Raw genomic sequence first — 17,393 nt, forward strand, 5'->3', positions numbered from 1 at the left:
CTTTTTCATGTCTGATATGGGCGATGTGAGATCAGAGAAGCTCAGCGGTGAGCGTGTTGAGAAGCATCCGGCCCTGTTGCGTTGCGCCGAAGCGCGCCTCATTGCGCCAGATCAGGCCAAGTTCAACAAGCGGGTCGAGAGACAGTGCGGCGGTGCGCTTGGGGTCAATCATCCGAGCACGCTCGAGATCTAGACCCTCGCTAAGTCGCAACCCCATCATGAGGTATTCTGCCCAGACATCTTGCAGCATTAGGGACTCCACCTCCTGATCGGCAGATCCAGCTTCGGCGGCCTTGATCCAATCGCCAGGTGCACGGCGCGCCACGGTGGCGGAGCGCTGGCCGTTGACCGTCACCCGACCATGCGCGCCGGGGCCGATGCCGACGTAGTCACCGCCGCGCCAGTAGACCAGATTGTGACGGGATTCATCGCCTTCACCGGAGTGGTTCGAAACCTCGTAAGCCGGCTTTCCGGCCGCTTCGCAGATCTCCTGCGTGGCGAGGTAGAGGTCGGCGCCAAGATCCTCGCTCGGAAGATCGCGTAGCTTTCCGGCCTGCGCACGATCCCAGAATGCGGTGCCTTCCTCGATTGTCAGCTGGTAGAGCGAGAGGTGATCGGCAGCGAGGTCGAGTGCCTCGCGCAGTTCGACCTCCCAGTCGGACAGGCTCTGACCCTGCCGGCCGTAAATCAGGTCGAAATTGACCCTGTTGAAGGTCGATTTGGCGATCTCGAGGGCGCGCACCGCGTCGTCCACGTCGTGCAACCGACCGAGGCGGCGCAGATCGTCAGGCCGCAGCGCCTGGACCCCGAGCGAGACCCGGTTGACGCCTGCCATGGCGAAGCCTTCGAACTTGTTGATCTCGACCGAGCGGGGATTTGCCTCGAGGGTGATCTCGATGTCATTGGCCCAGGCCCAGTGATCGCGCGAGGCATCAAGCACAGCGCGCACGGTCTCGGGGGCCATCAGCGAGGGGGTGCCGCCGCCGAAATAGATCGAGCGCAGAACCCGCCCCTCGGTCTGGCGACCGTAGCGGGCGAGTTCGCTGACCAGTGCCGCGGCCCAGCGGGTCTGATCCACGTGCGACACGACATGGCTGTTGAAGTCGCAATAGGGGCACTTGGCCTCGCAGAACGGCCAGTGCACGTAGAGGCCGAAGCCTCCGTCTCTCCAGGTCTCAGCCAAAACAGCCCGTCACGAACTTGGCGAAGGCATCGGCGCGGTGGCTGATCTTGTTCTTCTCCCAGCGATCCATCTCGCCGAAGGTGATGTCGTAGCCCTGCGGTTCGAAAACCGGGTCGTAACCGTGGCCTTGATCGCCGCGCATCGGCCAGACCACGCGGCCCTCCATCACGCCGGGGAACACTTCGTCATGGCCGTCGGGCCAGGCCAGCACCAGCGTGCAGCAGAAGCGCGCGGTCCACGGTTCGGGCTTGCCGGAGGCGGTGAGTTCGTCATGCGCGCGGGTCATGGCCATCACGAAGTCGCGGCCATTGCCGGTCTCGGCCCAGTCGGCGGTGTAGACGCCGGGCGCGCCGTCGAGCGCGTCGATGGCGATGCCGCTGTCATCCGACAGCGCGGGCAGGCCGGTGGCCTGTGCCGCGGCGTGGGCCTTGATGCGGGCGTTCTCGACGAAGGTGGTGCCGGTCTCTTCCGGCTCCGGCAGGTCCATCTCGGCCGCGCCGACCACCTCGACACCGTAGGGCTTGAGGAGATCGGCGATCTCCTCAAGCTTGCCGCGGTTGTGGGTCGCGACAAGGAGCTTCTTGCCCTCGAACTTGCGGGTCATGCCGTGGCGGCCTTCTGTGCCTCGACGAGCTGCGCCACGCCGGATTCCGCGAGGTCGAGCAGGGTGCCCATCTGGTCGCGTGAAAAGGTCGCGCCCTCGGCCGACATCTGCACCTCGATGAGCTGGCCGTCGCCGCGCAGGATGAAGTTGCCGTCGACCCCGGCTTCGCTGTCCTCGGGGTAGTCGAGATCGAGCACCGGCTGGCCGGCGTAGATGCCGCAGCTCACCGCCGCCACCGGCGAGATCAGCGGGTCGGTGATCACGTCACCGGCCTTCATCAACTTGTTGACCGCGAGGCGCAGCGCCACCCAGCCGCCGGTGATCGCGGCGCAGCGGGTGCCGCCATCGGCTTGGATCACGTCGCAGTCGACGCTGATCTGGCGCTCGCCAAGGGCCACGCGGTCGACGCCGGCGCGCAGGCTGCGGCCGATCAGGCGCTGGATCTCGACGGTGCGTCCGCCTTGCTTTCCGGTGGTGGCTTCGCGGCGCATCCGCGATCCGGTGGAGCGCGGCAGCATGCCGTATTCGGCGGTCACCCAGCCGAGGCCAGAACCTTTGATGAATGGAGGCACGCGGGGCTCAAGCGAGGCGGTGCAGATCACATGCGTGTCGCCCATCTTGATCAGGCAGGATCCTTCGGCATGTTTCGTGACGCCCGTCTCGATTGAAACGGGGCGCATTTCGCTTAAATCTCGTCCTGACGGTCTCATGGAAGTCCCTTTCTCGGTTGCGCCCGGGATACTGGTGCCCCGCTATCCCCGCAACCCCGATTGACGGCACGGAGGGGGGGCTTTTAATGGCCCAAGGACGCGGAGAGGCACGGATGAAAGAGGGCAACAAGCTATTCGATGAAATGAACGATCGCTCGCGCGAGGTGTTCCGCAAGGTCGTCGAGAGCTATCTTGAATTCGGCGAGCCGGTGGGCTCGCGCACGCTGACGCGGTCGCTGAGCGAGAAGGTCTCGGCGGCGACGATCCGCAACGTTATGCAGGACCTTGAATATCTCGGGCTGCTCGACAGCCCGCATGTGAGCGCCGGGCGGATCCCGACGCAGCTGGGCCTGCGGATGTTCGTCGACGGGCTACTCGAGGTGCGCGACCTTGATCTGTCGGACCGCGAGAAGCTCGACGCCACGCTGGGCCCGGGCGGCGACGACATGGGCGGCATCCTCGACCGCGTCGGCTCGGCGCTGTCGGGCGTCACCCATGGCGCCTCGCTGGTGCTGACGCCCAAGCACGAGGCGCCGATCAAGCATATCGAGTTCGTCAGCCTCGGCCATGACCGGGCGCTGGTGGTGCTGGTCTTTGCCGACGGCCATGTCGAGAACCGGCTGTTCCGTCCGCCGCCGGGCCAGACGCCAAGCTCGATGCGGGAGGCGGCGAATTTCCTCAACGCGCTGATCGAGGGCAAGACGCTCTCGGAGCTGCGCGGGGTGATGGCCGAGCAGATCAAGCACCGCCGGCAGGAGATAGACACGCTGGCCGCCGACCTGATCGAGGCGGGCATCGCCACGTGGGAGAGCGATGCGGACAATTCGGCGCGGCTTATCGTGCGCGGCCGGGCGAATCTGCTTGGCACCGAGGCCGAGACCGAGGAGCTCGACCGCATCCGCAGCCTGTTCGACGATCTCGAGCGCAAGCGGGACATCGCTGAATTTCTGGAACTGGCCGAAACAGGCGACGGGGTGCGCATTTTTATCGGCTCCGAGAACAAACTTTTCTCACTTTCGGGTTCCTCTCTGGTGGTGTCTCCCTATATGAACGCGGATCGTAAGATCATCGGCGCGGTGGGCGTGATCGGCCCGACGCGCCTCAACTACGGCCGGATCGTCCCGATCGTGGATTACACGGCACAGCTGGTCGGCAAGCTGATTGCCGAGCGGAGCTAGAGGTGAAGAATGGCAGACCCGAAGAACGACGAGTTTCTCGATGACATCGAAGCCGCCGAGGCCGAGGCCTACGCGGACGAGGCCGAGGAGATCGACACCGAGGCAGCGGAGATCGATGCGCTGCGCGCCGAGCGCGACGAGTTCAAGGACCGGTTCATGCGGGCGCTGGCGGATGCCGAGAACGCGCGCAAGCGCGCCGACAAGGACCGCCGCGAAGCGCAGCAATATGGCGGCTCGCGTCTCGCCCGCGATCTGCTGCCGGTCTATGACAACCTGCACCGCGCCCTTGGCGTCGCCCGCGAGGAAAACGCCGCCGATGCGCTGATCGAGGGCATCGAGCTGACGCTGCGCGAGCTGACCAACACCTTCTCGAAGCACGGCATGACGACGATCTCGCCGCAGGTGGGGGACAAGTTCGACCCGCAGCAGCACGAGGCGATGTTCGAGGCTCCGGTGCCGGGCACCAAGGCGGGCGAGATCATCCAGGTGTCCGCCGAGGGCTTCTATCTCTACGACCGGCTGCTGCGCCCCGCACAGGTCGGCGTGAGCTCGATGCCGGCGAGCTGATCTCTTCGTTCCCGGCGCGGGAGGGGGGCGCTGCCCCCCATCCGCCTGCGGCGGACTCCCCCCGGGATATTTTCGGCCAGAAGAAAGCCGGGGGTCTTTGAGAGATGTTGTGCGTGAAGCGGTCCCGTCGGGGCCGCTTTTTTCATGTCTCGAGGCTGGCCTTGAGGTCGTAGAGCGCCTGCAGGGCCTCGCGCGGGGACAGGTCGTCGGGGCTGAGGGCGCCGAGTTTTTCTTCCAGCGGCGAGGGACCGACGGGGCGCGCGGGCTGCGGGGCGGCCTCGGCGGCGGCGGAGAACAGCGGCAGGTCGTCGATCAGCGCCTTGGGGGCGGCGCGCTCGCGTTCGCCCTGTTCCAGCGCGTCGAGGATGGTCCGGGCGCGGTCGGTGACGGCGCGGGGCAAGCCCGCGAGCTGCGCCACCTGCACGCCGTAGGAGCGGTCGGCGGCGCCCTCGCGCACCTCGTGCAGGAAGATCACCTCGCCGTCCCATTCCTTGACCGCGACGGTGGCGTTACGCACCCCCTCGAGCTTGCCGGCGAGCACAGTGAGTTCGTGGTAGTGGGTGGCGAAGAGTCCGCGCACCCGGTTCACCCCGTGCAGGTGTTCGAGCGTGGCCCAGGCGATGGAGAGGCCGTCATAGGTGGCGGTGCCACGGCCGATCTCGTCGAGGATGACCAGCGCGCGGTCGTCGGCCTGATTGAGGATGGCGGCGGTCTCGACCATCTCGACCATGAAGGTGGAGCGGCCGCGGGCAAGATCGTCCGAGGCGCCGACGCGGCTGAAGATCTGGCTGACAAGTCCGAGATTGGCCGAGCGGGCCGGCACGTAGGACCCGATCTGCGCCAGTAGCGCGATCAGCGCGTTCTGCCGCAGGTAGGTCGACTTACCGGCCATGTTGGGGCCGGTGAGCAGGGTGACCGAGGCGGCGTCGCCCTGTGCCGAGAGACCGCAATCATTGGCGATGAAGGGGCTGCCGCCCTGTGCTTGAAGCGCGCGTTCGACCACCGGGTGGCGGCCGCCCTCGATGGCGAAGGCGCGGCTCTCGTCGACCTGCGGGCGGCACCAGTCCTGGGCCCGGGCGAGATCGGCCAGGCCGAGGGCGAGGTCGAATTCAGACAGGGCGAGCCCGGTTTCCGACAGCGCGGGCGCCTCTGCGAGAATGGCGTCCCTGAGGCTGGAATAGAGCCGCTTCTCGATGTCCAGAGCCTCGTTGCCGGCATTGAGAATGCGGGTCTCGAGCTCGGTCAGTTCGACGGTGGTGAAGCGCACCTGGTTGGCGGTGGTCTGGCGGTGGATGAAGGTCTCGTTCAGCGGCGGCGACATCATCTTTTCCGCGTGGGTGGCGGTGGTCTCGATGAAGTAGCCGAGCACGTTGTTGTGCTTGATCTTGAGCGCGTTGACCCCGGCTTGCTGGGCGTATTGCGCCTGCATGGCGGCGATCACGCCGCGGCCCTCGTCGCGCAGCTTGCGGGCCTCATCGAGCGCTTCGTCAAAGCCGGGTGCGATGAAGCCGCCGTCGCGGGCGAGCAGCGGCGGTTCGGCCACCAGCGCGGCGTCAAGCAGGGAGAGTAGATCTTCGTGGCCGCGCAGCGCATCGCGGGAGGTGGCGAGAAGCGCAGGCAGGGGGGCCTCGTCGAGCGCTTGCGCGATCTCCTCGGCCTGGGCCAGCGCGTTGCGCACCGCAGCGAGGTCGCGCGGGCCGCCGCGGTCAAGGCCGAGACGCGACAGGGCGCGGTCGAGATCGGGCACCTTGCGCAGCAGATCGCGCAGAGCACTGGCGAAGGGCGTCTCGATGCCCCAGTCGAGCGCATCGAGGCGGGCGGAAATCACCGAGAGCTCGCGCGAGGGGGAAGAGACGCGGCGCTCGAGCAGGCGCGCGCCGCCCGGCGTCACGGTGCGGTCGATCACAGAGAGCAGCGAGCCCTGCCGACCGCCATTCATCGACTGGGTCAGTTCGAGATTGCGGCGGGTGGCGGCGTCGATCTGCAGCAGGCGCGAGCCGGCGTCGCGCTGCGGCGCGCGCAGCAGCGGCAGGCGGCCTTTCTGGGTGATGTCGAGATAATCGACCAGCGCGCCCATCGCCGCCAGCTCGGCGCGCTCGAAGCTGCCGAAACCGGACAGGGTCTGCACGCCGAAGAGGGTGCAGAGGCGGGCTTCGGCGCCGGCGCTGTCGAAGGAGGCGCGGCCCAGCACGGTGGGGTAAATGCCGAGATCACCGAGCACCGCGCGCAGTTCTTCCTCGGCGGCCTCGGAGACCAGCAGCTCGGAGGGCGCAAGCCGCGCCAGCTCGGCCCCGATGCGGGCCTGGCCAAGCGGCATCACGTGGAACGCGCCGGTCGAGATATCGGCCCAGGCCAGCGCCCATGCGTCTCGAACCTTGCCCAAAGCGGCCAGAAAATTGTGCCGCCGCGCCTCGAGCAGCGACTCCTCGGTGAGCGTGCCGGGGGTGACGAGCCGCACCACCTCGCGTTTCACCACCGATTTCGAGCCGCGCTTCTTGGCCTCAGCGGGGCTTTCCATCTGCTCGCAGACCGCGACGCGGAAGCCCTTGCGGATCAGCGTCAGGAGATAGCCCTCGGCCGCATGGACCGGGACGCCGCACATCGGGATGTCGTCGCCCGCGTGCTTGCCACGCTTGGTCAGCGCGATGTCGAGCGCCTCGGCGGCGGCGGCGGCATCGTCGAAGAACAGCTCGTAGAAATCGCCCATGCGATAGAACAGCAGCGCGTCCGGGTGCCCTGCCTTGATCTCGAGATATTGCGCCATCATTGGCGTGACTGCCGTCATGTCGTCCCCCGGGTGACTGCCTGTGTCTGCCTGCTCCGGCGAGACATATCAAAGCGCGCGACCCCGACGAAAGCCGAAATCCGCGCTGTTGAGCCGTGCTTGACCCTGCGCTAAGACAAAGCTCGCCCCTGCGCTGGAGAGAGACGACATGGCCAAGACGAAATATACCCGGGAAGAGGCGCTCGCCTTCCACCTCGAGCCCACCCCCGGCAAGTGGGAGGTGAAGGCCACCGTCCCGATGACCACGCAGCGCGACCTGTCGCTGGCCTATTCCCCGGGCGTTGCCGTGCCCTGCGAGGACATCGCCGAGAACCCCGAGCTGGCCTATGACTACACCAACAAGGGCAACCTCGTCGCGGTGATCTCGAACGGCACCGCGGTGCTGGGGCTGGGCAATCTCGGCGCGCTCGGCTCGAAGCCGGTGATGGAGGGCAAGTCGGTGCTGTTCAAGCGCTTCGCCGACGTGAACTCGATCGACATCGAGCTCGACACCGAGGACCCCGAAGAGATCATCCGCGCGGTAAAGCTGATGTCGCCGACGTTCGGTGGCATCAACCTCGAGGACATCAAGGCGCCCGAGTGTTTCATCATCGAGCAGCGCCTCAAGGAAGAGTGCGACATCCCGGTCTTCCACGATGACCAGCACGGCACCGCGGTGATCTGCGCCGCCGGCCTGATCAACGCGCTGCACCTGAGCGGCAAGAAGATCGAGGAGTGCCGCATCGTGCTGAACGGTGCCGGCGCTGCGGGGATCGCCTGCCTTGAACTGGTCAAGGCGATGGGCGCCAAGCATGACAACTGCATCATGTGCGACACCAAGGGCGTGATCTACCAGGGCCGCAGCGAGGGCATGAACCAGTGGAAATCGGCCCACGCGGCGCGCACCGATCTGCGCACGCTGGAAGAGGCGATGGCCGGGGCGGACGTGTTCCTCGGCGTCTCGGCCAAGGGCGCGGTGACGCAGGCCATGGTCGAGAGCATGGCCGAGAACCCGGTGATCTTTGCCATGGCCAACCCCGATCCCGAGATCACGCCCGAAGAGGCGCATGAAGTGCGGCCCGACGCCATCGTGGCCACCGGACGCAGCGACTACCCCAACCAGGTCAACAACGTTCTGGGCTTTCCCTATCTCTTCCGCGGTGCGCTCGACATCCACGCCCGTGCGATCAATGACGAGATGAAGATCGCCTGTGCCGAGGCGCTCGCCGCCATTGCGCGCGAGGACGTGCCCGACGAGGTCGGCCTTGCCTATGGCAAGCAGCTGGCCTTTGGTCGCGACTACATCATTCCCACGCCGTTCGATCCGCGCCTCATCCACCGCATCCCGCCCGCGGTGGCAAAGGCCGGCATGGAGACCGGCGCCGCGCGGCGGCCGATCATCGACATGGAGGCCTATGAAGAGACGCTTCGGGGCCGCATGGATTCGACCGCACCGATCATCCGCAGCATCAACAACCGGGCGCGTCAGGCGCAGGCGCGGATGATCTTCGCCGAGGGTGACGATCCGCGCGTGCTGCGCGCCGCCGTGATGTACCAGCGCAACGGGCTGGGCAAGGCACTGGTGGTCGGCCGCGAGGACGACGTGAAACAGAAGCTCGAGCAGGCCGGACTGGCCGACGCCTTCCGCGAGCTCGAGATCGTCAACGCGGGCAACACCCGGTATCTCGATACCTACAAGGATTTCCTCTACCAGCGGCTGCAACGTCGTGGTCGCGACCTGAAGGACATCCACCGGATGGCCGCGCGCGACCGTCACGTCTTTGCCTCGCTGATGCTGGCACACGGTCATGCCGATGGTCTTGTCACCGGTGCGACGCGCAAGTCGGCGCACGTGCTCGAGCGCATCAACACCGTATTCGATGCCGACGCCCAGCATGGCGCGGTCGGCGTCACGGCGCTGCTGCTCAATGGCCGGATCGTGCTGATCTCGGATACGCTGGTGCATGAATGGCCCGAGCAGCACGACCTCGCCACCATCGCCGAGCGCGCCGCCGACGTGGCGCGGCATCTCGGCATGGAGCCGCGCGTGGCCTTCGTGTCGTTCTCGACCTTCGGCTACCCGGTTTCGGAGCGGGCGCAGAAGATGCATCTCGCGCCGCAGGTGCTCGACGAGCGCGGCGTCGACTTCGAGTACGAGGGCGAGATGACGGTCGACGTGGCGCTGAACCCGAAGGCGCAGGAGGCCTATCCGTTCCAGCGTCTCACCGGGCCGGCCAACATCCTCGTGGTGCCGGCGCGGCACTCGGCATCGATCTCGGTCAAGCTGATGCAGGAGATGGCGGGTGCCACGGTGGTGGGGCCGATCCTCGCCGGCATCGACAAGTCGATCCAGATCTGCTCGACCAACATGACCGCCAATGACATCCTGAACATGGCGGTCCTGGCAGCCTGCAAGGTAGGCTGACCGCAAAGCACCGGAGGAGGCACGGATGACGATCTACAATCTTGGCTCGATCAACGCGGATCTGGCTTATTCCGTGCCTCACCTGCCGCTGCCGGGCGAGACCCTCGCCGCCTCCGAGATGATCCGGGGGCTTGGTGGCAAGGGCGCCAACATGTCGGTCGCCGCCGCCCGCGCGGCGGGGCGCGTCGTGCATATCGGCGCCGTCGGCAAGGAGGGTGGCTGGGCGGTCGAGCGTCTGATGGAATACGGCGTCGACACCCGCCACATCGCCACGGTCGACGCGGCCACCGGCCATGCGATCATTCTTGTCGACGGGCAGGGCGAGAACTCCATTGTCATCCATCACGGCGCCAACCACGCGATCCCCGAGGAATTACTTGGCCGCGTGTTGGCGGATGCCGATACCGGCGACATTCTCCTGATGCAGAACGAGACCCTGTTGCAGCCCGAGGCGGCGCGCATGGCCCGCAAGCTCGGGCTGCGTGTCGCCTATGCCGCCGCGCCGTTCGAGGCCGAGGCGGCGCTGGCGGTGCTCGATCACACCGACATCCTCGTGCTCAACGCGGTCGAGATGGCGCAGCTCGAGGAAGCGACCGGGCTCGATCTGCCGCGCATGGGTGTGAAGACGGTGATCGTGACCGAGGGGGGGGACGGCTGCCGCATCCACCTTGCAGAGAACGGCTGGAAGCCTGAGCGCTTTGCCGCGCCAAAGGTCAATGCGGTGGACACGACCGGGGCAGGGGACACCTTCACAGGCTACCTGATCGCCGGCATTGACCGTGGCATGCCGCTCAAGCAGGCGGTCGATCTCGCGACCCGCGCCGCGGCGATCATGGTGACCCGCCGCGGCACCGCCGATGTCATCCCCGACCTAAAGGACGTGCAGGACGCCCGTCTGGGCTGAGCCTCAGCCGCCGACGAAGGGCGCGTCGCTGCCCCAGAGCTGGCGGACGCGCTGGTCGCGGCCGCAGGCATCGCGGTAGCGCACATAGGCCTTGGCCTTCGAGATCGGGCCAAAGCGCGACAGGATCAGGTCGTCGGACTTGTAGTAGTCCTGGTGATAGTCCTCGGCCTCGTAGAACCGCGCACCCTGCAGGATCGGCGTGACGATGGACTGCCCGAGCGCCGCCTGTGCCTGGGCCTTGGCCTGCTCGGCGGCGGCCTTTTCCCCGGCATCAGAGACGAAGATCGCTGTGCGGTAGCTTTCGCCCCGGTCGCAGAACTGGCCACCGGCATCGGTCGGATCGACCGAGCGGAAGAACATGTCGTAGAGTTGCCCGGCGCTCACCTGAGCGCTGTCATAGGTGATCTTCACCGCCTCGTAATGCCCGGTGCCGCCGCGGCTGACCTCCTTGTAGGTCGGGTTGGCGGTTGTGCCGCCGGTATAGCCCGAGACCGCGCCCAGCACGCCGCGCACCTTCTCGAAATCGGCCTCGACGCACCAGAAGCAGCCGCCCGCCACGACGATGTCGCGGCGCTCTCCGGCTTCGGCGCGCTGCGACTGCACGCAGAGCCCCATGACGATCAGTGCGGATAGAATGATGCTGCGGAACATGATGCGTCCTCCCTTTGCGCAACAGGCTGCGGCCTGCGCGCTGCGCAATCAATCGCTGCAACGCGATTTCACCGCATGGTGAGCGCGCGTGACCCCTTCCGCCCGGGCCGAAACGCTCCTAGCGTGGCGCTCATGGACAAGGTCACGACACATCAGGCGCAGGACGACGCCCGCAACGAAGAGATCCTCATCTGGGTCAATGGCGCGCTCAAACGCAAGGCGGAGGCGCTGGTCTCGGTCTACGATTCCGGCTTCATGCTGGGCGACGGCATCTGGGAGGGGCTGCGGCTCTATGACGGGCGCTGGAGCTTCATCGACGAACACCTCGACCGGCTGTTCGAGGCGGCGCTGGCCATCGACCTCGACATCGGCCTGACCCGGGCCGAGCTGCTCGATGCGATTGAGGAGACGCGCGCGGCCAACGGCATGGTCACCGACGCACATTGCCGCCTGATGGTGACGCGGGGCATCAAGACACGGCCTTTCCAGCATCCGGGCCTGTCGGTGCAGGGGCCGACGGTGGTGATCCTGATGGAGCACTCGCAGCCTTCGATCCCGCGTCCGATCCGGCTCGCCACCGTGCCGCACCAGCGCGGCCTGCCGATGACGCAGGACCCCAAGCTCAACTCGCATTCCAAGCTCAACTGCATCCTCGCCTGCATCGCCGCCGAGAAGGCCGGTGCCGACGAGGCGCTGATGCTCGACGTGCATGGCTTCGTGAACACCACCAACGCCTGCAACTTCTTCATCGTGCGCAAGGGCGCGGTTTGGACCTCCACGGGTGATTACTGCATGAACGGCATCACGCGGCATAAGGTGATCGACCTCTGCCGCGCCAACGACATCCCGGTGTATGAGCGCAATTACTCGCTGGTCGACACCTACGGCGCCGACGAGGCCTTCCTCACCGGCACCTTCGGGGCGCAGACCCCGGTGGGCGAGATCGACGGCCGCCGCATCGGCACGGGCGAGATGGGCCCGGTGACGAAGCGCCTCCGGGCGCTCTACAAGGAGCTTGTAACGTCATGAAGATTGCCATGTGGTCGGGCCCGCGGAACCTGTCGACCGCGATGATGTACGCCTTCGGCAACCGCGCCGACTTTCATGTCATCGACGAGCCGTTCTACGGGCCTTACCTGCGCATGACCGGGCTGGCGCATCCGATGGGCGACGAGATCATGGCCAGCCGCCCGGAGAGCGGCGAGGCAGTCGCGGCGCAGCTTTCGGGGCCGATCCCGGGGGGCAAGCCGCACGCTTATCACAAGCACATGTGCCAGCACATGATCCCCGGCATGCCGCGCGATTTCATGGCGGATTGCGTCAACGTCTTCCTGCTGCGCCACCCGGCGCGGGTGGTGGCGAGTTTCTCCAAGGGCTACGAGAACCCCACCGCCGCCGATATCGGCTTCGCTTTGCAGGCCGAGCTCTACGAGCATGTCACGTCCCTCGGGCTCACCCCTTACGTCATCGACAGCGCCGACATCCGCCGCGATCCCGAGGGCAAGCTGCGGGCGCTTTGCGAAGCGATCGGGCTGGCGTTCGACCCGGCGATGCTGAACTGGCCCGCTGGCGGCCACGCGCAGGATGGCGTCTGGGCGCCGCATTGGTACGCCTCGGTGCATCGCTCGACCGGGTTTGCCGGGCCGGAAGGACCTTTCCCGGTGCTCGAGGGGCGGGCCAGGGCGCTCGCCGACGAGGCCATGGAGCCCTACGAGAAGATGCGCTCCGCGACGCTGATCTGATTTTTTTTCAGATTTTTTCGATCTTGCTGAAACTCCGACCTCCCGGCCGCCGTGGCTTAGGGCAGATCGGGCAACATTCGGTTGCCTGCCCAAGACACGACAGGAGAGTATGATGAAGAGTTTCGCAATTGCCGCCGCCCTGACCCTGACCGCCAGTTCCGCCTTCGCGGATGACCACATGGCCCCGATGGTCGAGGCGATGGATCAGAGCGTGTCGAACGGCATCGTCAGCGCCGAGAAGGTCGCCGCGAGCGAGAATGGCTGGCTGGTGGTGCACCGCACCGATGCCGAGATGAAGCCGGGTCCCGTGGTCGGCCACGCGCCGCTGCGCGCCGGCGAGACCATGGACGTGGCCGCGATCCTTACCGAAGAGGTGGCGTCGGGCGACATGCTGATGCTGATGGTGCACGCGGAAGCAGGCGGCATGGAAACCGGCGTTTTCGAATACACGCTGGGTGCCAAGGAAGATGGCCCGATCCGTGTCGATGGCGATCTGGTGATGACCACGATCACCGTCGAATGAGTTTTGTGTTCACGAGTAGACGGTTTTCGTAACGAGTGACCGGTACCCGTAACAAGTAACCGAAGGCCGCCCTTCCTGGCTCAACGACGGTCTTCGGTGCCGTCCCCGCACTGGCCGCGGGGGCGGCGTTTTCTTTTACGCCTCAGGCTTTCCTTTCCGCCTCAGGTCAGTGCTTCACGTGTGACAGGGCATCTTTGCCCCGCATAGAGCAAGTTCAGCACCTCTCGGAAACAGCCCGGCGCGCCCGGCACCGCCTCGAAAAGCGTCATGCAGGACCGTACCTTGAGCGCGTCGACGGGGCCTAGGATGTCCTCCGGTGCCGTGTCCTCGTGCCGCAGCAAAAGCTCGGTCGCGTCCCGGAGCCGTGGGCCGAGCACCGGATGTGCGAGATAGTCTGCCGCCTCGTCGCGCCCGGTCAGGCCGAAATGCCGGGCCATCTGCGACCGGCCCAGACTGTCAAGCTGCGGAAACACGTACCAGATCCAGTGCGTGGCCTTCCGCCCATCGCGCAGCTCGGCAAGGATCTGCGGCCAGTGGCGATCCTGCGCCTGAACGAACTCCTGAAGCTCTGCCATGATGCCCTCCGGGCCATTGGGGCGCTGCTCCGCCCGCGCGAGGCGCGGACTCCCCGGGATATTTTCGGCCAGAAGAGGCCATGAGGGAAGCGCCCCTGTCTTCTTCTGGCCAAAAAATATCCCCGCCGGAGGCATGTCCGGCGGGGGCAATCCTTGCAGACCTCCGAGGCTTGGCTCAGCCTTTGAAGCGGCGGTCGCGCGCGGCCAGCAGTTTCAGGCGCAGCGCGTTGAGCTGGATGAAGCCCTTGGCGTCTTCCTGGTTGTAGGCGCCGGCATCGTCCTCGAAGGTCACGTGGGCCTCGGAATAGAGCGAGTGCTCGGACCAGCGCGCCACGGTGCGGGCAACGCCCTTGTAGAGCTTGAGACGGACGGTGCCGGTCACGTGCTCCTGGCTCTTGTCGATCAGCGCCTGCAGCATCTCGCGCTCGGGCGAGAACCAGAAGCCGTTGTAGATCAGCTCGGCATAGCGCGGCATGATCGAGTCCTTGAGGTGACCGGAGCCGGAATCGAGGGTGATCTGCTCGATGCCGCGATGCGCCTCAAGCAGAACGGTGCCGCCCGGCGTCTCGTAGATGCCGCGCGACTTCATGCCGACGAAGCGGTTCTCCACGAGATCCAGCACGCCGATGCCGTGCTTGCCGCCAAGCTCGTTGAGCCGGGTCAGGATCGTGGCCGGCGACATCGCCTCGCCGTTGATCGACACCGCGTCGCCCTTCTCGAAACCGATTTCGATGAATTCGGGCTCATCGGGCGCCTGTTCGACCGGAACGGTGCGCTGAAGCACGTAATCGGGCGCCTCGTCGGCCGGGTTCTCGAGCACCTTGCCCTCGGAGGACGTATGCAGCAGGTTTGCGTCGACCGAGAACGGCGCCTCGCCGCGCTTGTCCTTGGCGATCGGGATCTGGTTCTTCTCGGCGAAGTCGATCAGGCGGGTCCGCGAGGTGAGGTCCCACAGGCGCCACGGCGCGATCACCTTGATGTCGGGGTTGAGCGCGTAGCAGGCCAGCTCGAAGCGCACCTGGTCGTTGCCCTTGCCGGTGGCACCGTGGGCGACCGCGTCGGCGCCCTCGGCTGCGGCGATCTCGACCAGCCGCTTGGAGATCAGCGGCCGCGCGATCGAGGTGCCCAGCAGGTAGAGCCCTTCGTAGAGCGCGTTGGCCCGGAACATCGGGAACACGAAATCGCGCACGAACTCCTCTCGGAGGTCCTCGATATAGACCTCGGACACGCCCAGCATCTCTGCCTTCTTGCGGGCGGGTTCGAGCTCTTCTCCCTGGCCGAGATCGGCGGTGAAGGTGACGACCTCACAGCCATACTCCGTCTGGAGCCATTTCAGGATGATCGAGGTGTCGAGGCCACCGGAATAGGCCAGGACGACTTTCTTGGGCGCGGACATCTGGGTTTTCCTCACGTGCAAACTGGAGCGCGGGTTACCGCCTTTTCGACGCAGGGGCAAGGATCGGGCGTTGACGCCCCCTCGGGCTGTGCTAGCCCTGCCGGGACGCGGCGGAAAAGATGGGCAGGTTCATGGGCTGGAAGATCTTCATGCATTCGGTGCGGATGGTGCTGGACAACCTTGGCCCGGCGCTGCGCGTGTCGGCGGTGCTCTACCTGTTGCAGGCGGCGTCGCAGATCGTGACCTTCATGATGCCGCAGGCCGATCCGATGGGCGGTGATCCCGCCGCGGCGCCGGTGGCGGCCGGAGAATTGCTGATCCTGATGATACTTGCGCTGGTGGCGAGCCTGTGGATCGCCGTCGGCTGGCACCGGTTCGTGCTGACCGGAGAGACGCCGCGCGGCTGGCTGCCAGCGTGGCATGGCTCGGAGATGCTGAGCTATCTCGGCCGGTCCATCGTCATCGGCCTGCTCATCGGGCTTGGCATCGCGGTGATCGGCGGGCTGGCGATGGGCGTGGCCATGGCGGCACCCGGGCTGGTCGGGCTCGTGGCCTTCGGTCTGGTTGGGCTGGCCAGCTACGTGTTCTTCCGCATCGGGTTGATCCTGCCGGCGGCGGCGCTTGGCGAGACCTTGAGCCTTGGCGAATCGTGGAAGGCGACGGCCAAGGACGACAAGGCGATCCTGGTGCTGGCGCTGATCGTCATGGCGGGGCAGTTCCTGATCAGCGTCCCGGCGATGATCGATGGCGACAGCAGCTCGGTGATCAGCCTGATCTATTCCATCGTCGTCAACTGGTTCGCGACGATGATCGGCATTTCCGTGCTGACCACGCTTTATGGGTGTTTTGTCGAGGGACGTGCGCTCGACTAGGCTTGCCTTGTCGGGGGTGATGCGCCAACTCTCGGCCATGGACAGCTTTCAAGACAAGGCTCGCGCCGCCGCGGTGGCGATGCGCGAGGTCTTCCCCGAGACACCGCTTCTGCGCAACGCCCATCTCAGCGAGCGTTTCGGCGCCGATGTCTGGCTCAAGCGCGAGGACCTGAGCCCGGTGCGCAGCTACAAGCTGCGCGGCGCCTTCAATGCCATGCGCAAGCGGCCCGAGGCCGAGCTTTTCGTCGCGGCAAGCGCCGGCAACCACGCGCAGGGCGTGGCCTTCATGTGCCGCCAGTTCGGCAAGAAGGGCGTGATCTTCATGCCGGTGACGACGCCGGACCAGAAGATCCAGAAGACCCGGATGTTCGGCGGGGATGCGGTCGAGCTGGTGATGACCGGCGACTACTTCGACGACACGCTCGCCGCCGCGCAGGCCTTCTGCGCCGAGAAGGGCGGGCATTTCCTGTCGCCCTTCGACGACGAGGACGTGATCGAGGGGCAGGCCAGCGTCGCGGTCGAGACCGAGGGCCAGCTTGGCCGGGTGCCGGATCACGTGGTGATCCCGGTGGGCGGCGGCGGGCTTGGCTCGGGGGTGCTGAGCTATTTCGGCAATGACTGCCAGTACACCTTTGTCGAGCCGCGGGGCGGCGCCTGCCTGCAGGCGGCGCTTCGCGCGGGGCACCCGGTGCCGCTCGAGCGGGTCGACAACTTTGCCGATGGTGCCGCGGTTGCGAAGATCGGCGAGAAGACCTTTGCGCGGCTCAAGGGCGTGGGGCTGGCCAACACGCTGACCATCAGCGAGGACCGGGTCTGCACAACCATGCTCGAGATGCTGAATGTCGAGGGCGTGGTGCTCGAGCCCGCCGGCGCACTGGCGGTGGATGCGCTCAAGGATCTGGGCCAGTCGATCCGCGGGCGCACCGTGGTCTGCGTGACCTCGGGCGGCAATTTCGATTTTGAGCGTCTTCCAGAGGTCAAGGAGCGGGCGCAGCGCTATTCGGGTGTGAAGAAGTACTTCATCCTGCGTCTGCCGCAGCGGCCGGGCGCGCTGAAGGATTTCTTGGGCTTTCTTGGCCCGGAGGACGATATCGCGCGGTTCGAGTACCTGAAGAAATCGGCGCGCAATTTCGGCTCGGTGCTGATCGGGATCGAGACCTCGGACCCGGTGCATTTCGACGAGTTGTTCCGCAAGCTCGACGCGCATGGCTACACCTATCGCGACATCACCGATGACGAGGTGCTGGCACAGTTCCTGATCTGAGCATCCTCTGCGCCGCGCCAGCCCGTGCTCCTGCC

Annotated in this window: 16 protein-coding genes; 9 read left to right on the plus strand and 7 right to left on the minus strand. The window is 66.3% G+C overall.

Features of this window, described 5'->3' with window-relative positions; translation table 11 throughout:
* Window positions 1-31: 31 nt before the first annotated feature.
* From hemW to rph, 3 genes are read right to left on the minus strand one after another with little or no spacing between them, the layout of a single operon-like run.
* A complete protein-coding gene (hemW, locus tag R2601_RS06935; RefSeq protein ID WP_007795639.1) occupies window positions 32-1,183 on the minus strand; it encodes a radical SAM family heme chaperone HemW in 1,152 nt (383 codons plus the stop codon).
* The gene (gene rdgB / locus R2601_RS06940; RefSeq protein WP_007795642.1) at window positions 1,176-1,787 is read right to left on the minus strand and encodes an RdgB/HAM1 family non-canonical purine NTP pyrophosphatase; all 612 of its coding nucleotides are present in this window, start codon (window positions 1,785-1,787) and stop codon (window positions 1,176-1,178) included. Before rdgB ends, hemW begins: the two co-directional genes overlap by 8 nt.
* The gene (gene rph, locus R2601_RS06945) at window positions 1,784-2,497 is read right to left on the minus strand and encodes a ribonuclease PH (RefSeq protein WP_007795646.1); all 714 of its coding nucleotides are present in this window, start codon (window positions 2,495-2,497) and stop codon (window positions 1,784-1,786) included. The genes rdgB and rph overlap by 4 nt, the downstream gene beginning before the upstream one ends.
* A 113-nt stretch (window positions 2,498-2,610) precedes the next feature.
* Here rph and hrcA point away from each other — a divergent pair, with 113 nt between their 5' ends.
* Both hrcA and R2601_RS06955 read left to right on the plus strand, forming a co-directional pair.
* Window positions 2,611-3,675 (plus strand): heat-inducible transcriptional repressor HrcA, encoded by a 1,065-nt coding sequence (hrcA, locus tag R2601_RS06950; RefSeq protein ID WP_007795648.1) that lies wholly within the window; start codon window positions 2,611-2,613, stop codon window positions 3,673-3,675.
* A gap of 9 nt (window positions 3,676-3,684) precedes the next feature.
* A complete protein-coding gene (locus tag R2601_RS06955) occupies window positions 3,685-4,242 on the plus strand; it encodes a nucleotide exchange factor GrpE (RefSeq protein ID WP_007795650.1) in 558 nt (185 codons plus the stop codon).
* A gap of 142 nt (window positions 4,243-4,384) precedes the next feature.
* On the opposite strand, the gene mutS is transcribed toward R2601_RS06955, so the two are convergent.
* Window positions 4,385-7,027: a DNA mismatch repair protein MutS gene (gene mutS, locus R2601_RS06960; RefSeq protein ID WP_040544451.1), complete on the minus strand. Its 2,643-nt coding sequence runs from the start codon at window positions 7,025-7,027 to the stop codon at window positions 4,385-4,387.
* Window positions 7,028-7,175: 148 nt separating this feature from the next.
* Between mutS and R2601_RS06965 the strand changes: the two genes are divergently transcribed.
* Entirely contained in the window at window positions 7,176-9,431 is a 2,256-nt protein-coding gene (locus R2601_RS06965; RefSeq protein WP_007795656.1) for an NADP-dependent malic enzyme, read from the plus strand.
* 25 nt (window positions 9,432-9,456) lie between these two features.
* On the plus strand, window positions 9,457-10,335 hold the full coding sequence (locus tag R2601_RS06970) for a ribokinase (RefSeq protein ID WP_007795658.1): 879 nt from the start codon (window positions 9,457-9,459) through the stop codon (window positions 10,333-10,335).
* Window positions 10,336-10,338: 3 nt separating this feature from the next.
* Here the strand turns inward: R2601_RS06970 and msrA are convergent, their stop codons facing one another.
* Entirely contained in the window at window positions 10,339-10,986 is a 648-nt protein-coding gene (msrA, locus tag R2601_RS06975; protein ID WP_007795661.1) for a peptide-methionine (S)-S-oxide reductase MsrA, read from the minus strand.
* A gap of 132 nt (window positions 10,987-11,118) precedes the next feature.
* On the opposite strand from msrA, the gene R2601_RS06980 reads away from it, so the two are divergent.
* The 3 genes from R2601_RS06980 to R2601_RS06990 all read left to right on the plus strand — a co-directional run bounded on the left by R2601_RS06980 (window position 11,119) and on the right by R2601_RS06990 (window position 13,251).
* Complete coding sequence (locus tag R2601_RS06980) at window positions 11,119-12,015, plus strand: D-amino acid aminotransferase (RefSeq protein WP_007795669.1); 897 nt, start codon at window positions 11,119-11,121, stop codon at window positions 12,013-12,015.
* Window positions 12,012-12,728, plus strand: a complete 717-nt coding sequence (locus R2601_RS06985; protein ID WP_007795671.1) for a sulfotransferase-like domain-containing protein — start codon at window positions 12,012-12,014, stop codon at window positions 12,726-12,728. The genes R2601_RS06980 and R2601_RS06985 overlap by 4 nt, the downstream gene beginning before the upstream one ends.
* Before the next feature lie 112 nt (window positions 12,729-12,840).
* Window positions 12,841-13,251 (plus strand): DUF7282 domain-containing protein, encoded by a 411-nt coding sequence (locus R2601_RS06990; protein ID WP_040544454.1) that lies wholly within the window; start codon window positions 12,841-12,843, stop codon window positions 13,249-13,251.
* A gap of 161 nt (window positions 13,252-13,412) precedes the next feature.
* Here the strand turns inward: R2601_RS06990 and R2601_RS06995 are convergent, their stop codons facing one another.
* A complete protein-coding gene (locus tag R2601_RS06995; RefSeq protein WP_040545194.1) occupies window positions 13,413-13,826 on the minus strand; it encodes a DUF1810 domain-containing protein in 414 nt (137 codons plus the stop codon).
* A gap of 175 nt (window positions 13,827-14,001) precedes the next feature.
* On the minus strand, window positions 14,002-15,222 hold the full coding sequence (locus R2601_RS07000; RefSeq protein WP_007795677.1) for an argininosuccinate synthase: 1,221 nt from the start codon (window positions 15,220-15,222) through the stop codon (window positions 14,002-14,004).
* A 131-nt stretch (window positions 15,223-15,353) separates the two neighbouring features.
* Here R2601_RS07000 and R2601_RS07005 point away from each other — a divergent pair, with 131 nt between their 5' ends.
* Both R2601_RS07005 and ilvA read left to right on the plus strand, forming a co-directional pair.
* Window positions 15,354-16,094, plus strand: coding sequence for a hypothetical protein (locus R2601_RS07005; protein ID WP_007795679.1), 741 nt, complete (start codon window positions 15,354-15,356; stop codon window positions 16,092-16,094).
* 37 nt (window positions 16,095-16,131) lie between these two features.
* A complete protein-coding gene (gene ilvA, locus R2601_RS07010) occupies window positions 16,132-17,358 on the plus strand; it encodes a threonine ammonia-lyase IlvA (RefSeq protein WP_040545195.1) in 1,227 nt (408 codons plus the stop codon).
* Window positions 17,359-17,393: the final 35 nt, after the last annotated feature.

The sequence above is a fragment of the Salipiger bermudensis HTCC2601 genome (genome assembly GCF_000153725.1).
In the GTDB taxonomy this organism is placed as follows: domain Bacteria; phylum Pseudomonadota; class Alphaproteobacteria; order Rhodobacterales; family Rhodobacteraceae; genus Salipiger; species Salipiger bermudensis.